We start from the raw sequence: 290 nt of genomic DNA on the forward strand, positions 1-290 counted from the left end.
GGCCCAGGCGTCGAACTCGTGCAGGCCCCGGTCGGCGAGCGCGGCATAGCCGAGATATCGCTGCACCGAGAACATTTCGCCGAGCGTGTTTGTGATCGGGGCGCCGGAAGCGAGTACGAGCGCACGGCCCGGATTCTTGGTCTCGGTGAAACGCGATTTTACATAGAGGTCCCAGGCGCGCTGCGAGCCGTTCGGATCGATGCCCTTGAGCGTCGACATGTTCGTGGCGAAGGGGAGCTTGCGGAACTCCTGCGCCTCGTCGACGATGATCTGATCGACGCCGATCTCCG

At 63.8% G+C, this 290-nt stretch carries 1 protein-coding gene; it reads right to left on the reverse strand.

Annotation, left to right across the window (positions count from 1 at the left end; genetic code table 11):
* A partial coding sequence (locus EN818_RS32050) for a hypothetical protein (RefSeq protein ID WP_135906764.1) occupies positions 1 to 290 on the reverse strand: 290 nt, incomplete at both ends.

It is taken from the genome of Mesorhizobium sp. M3A.F.Ca.ET.175.01.1.1 (assembly GCF_004791945.1).
Classification (GTDB): domain Bacteria; phylum Pseudomonadota; class Alphaproteobacteria; order Rhizobiales; family Rhizobiaceae; genus Mesorhizobium.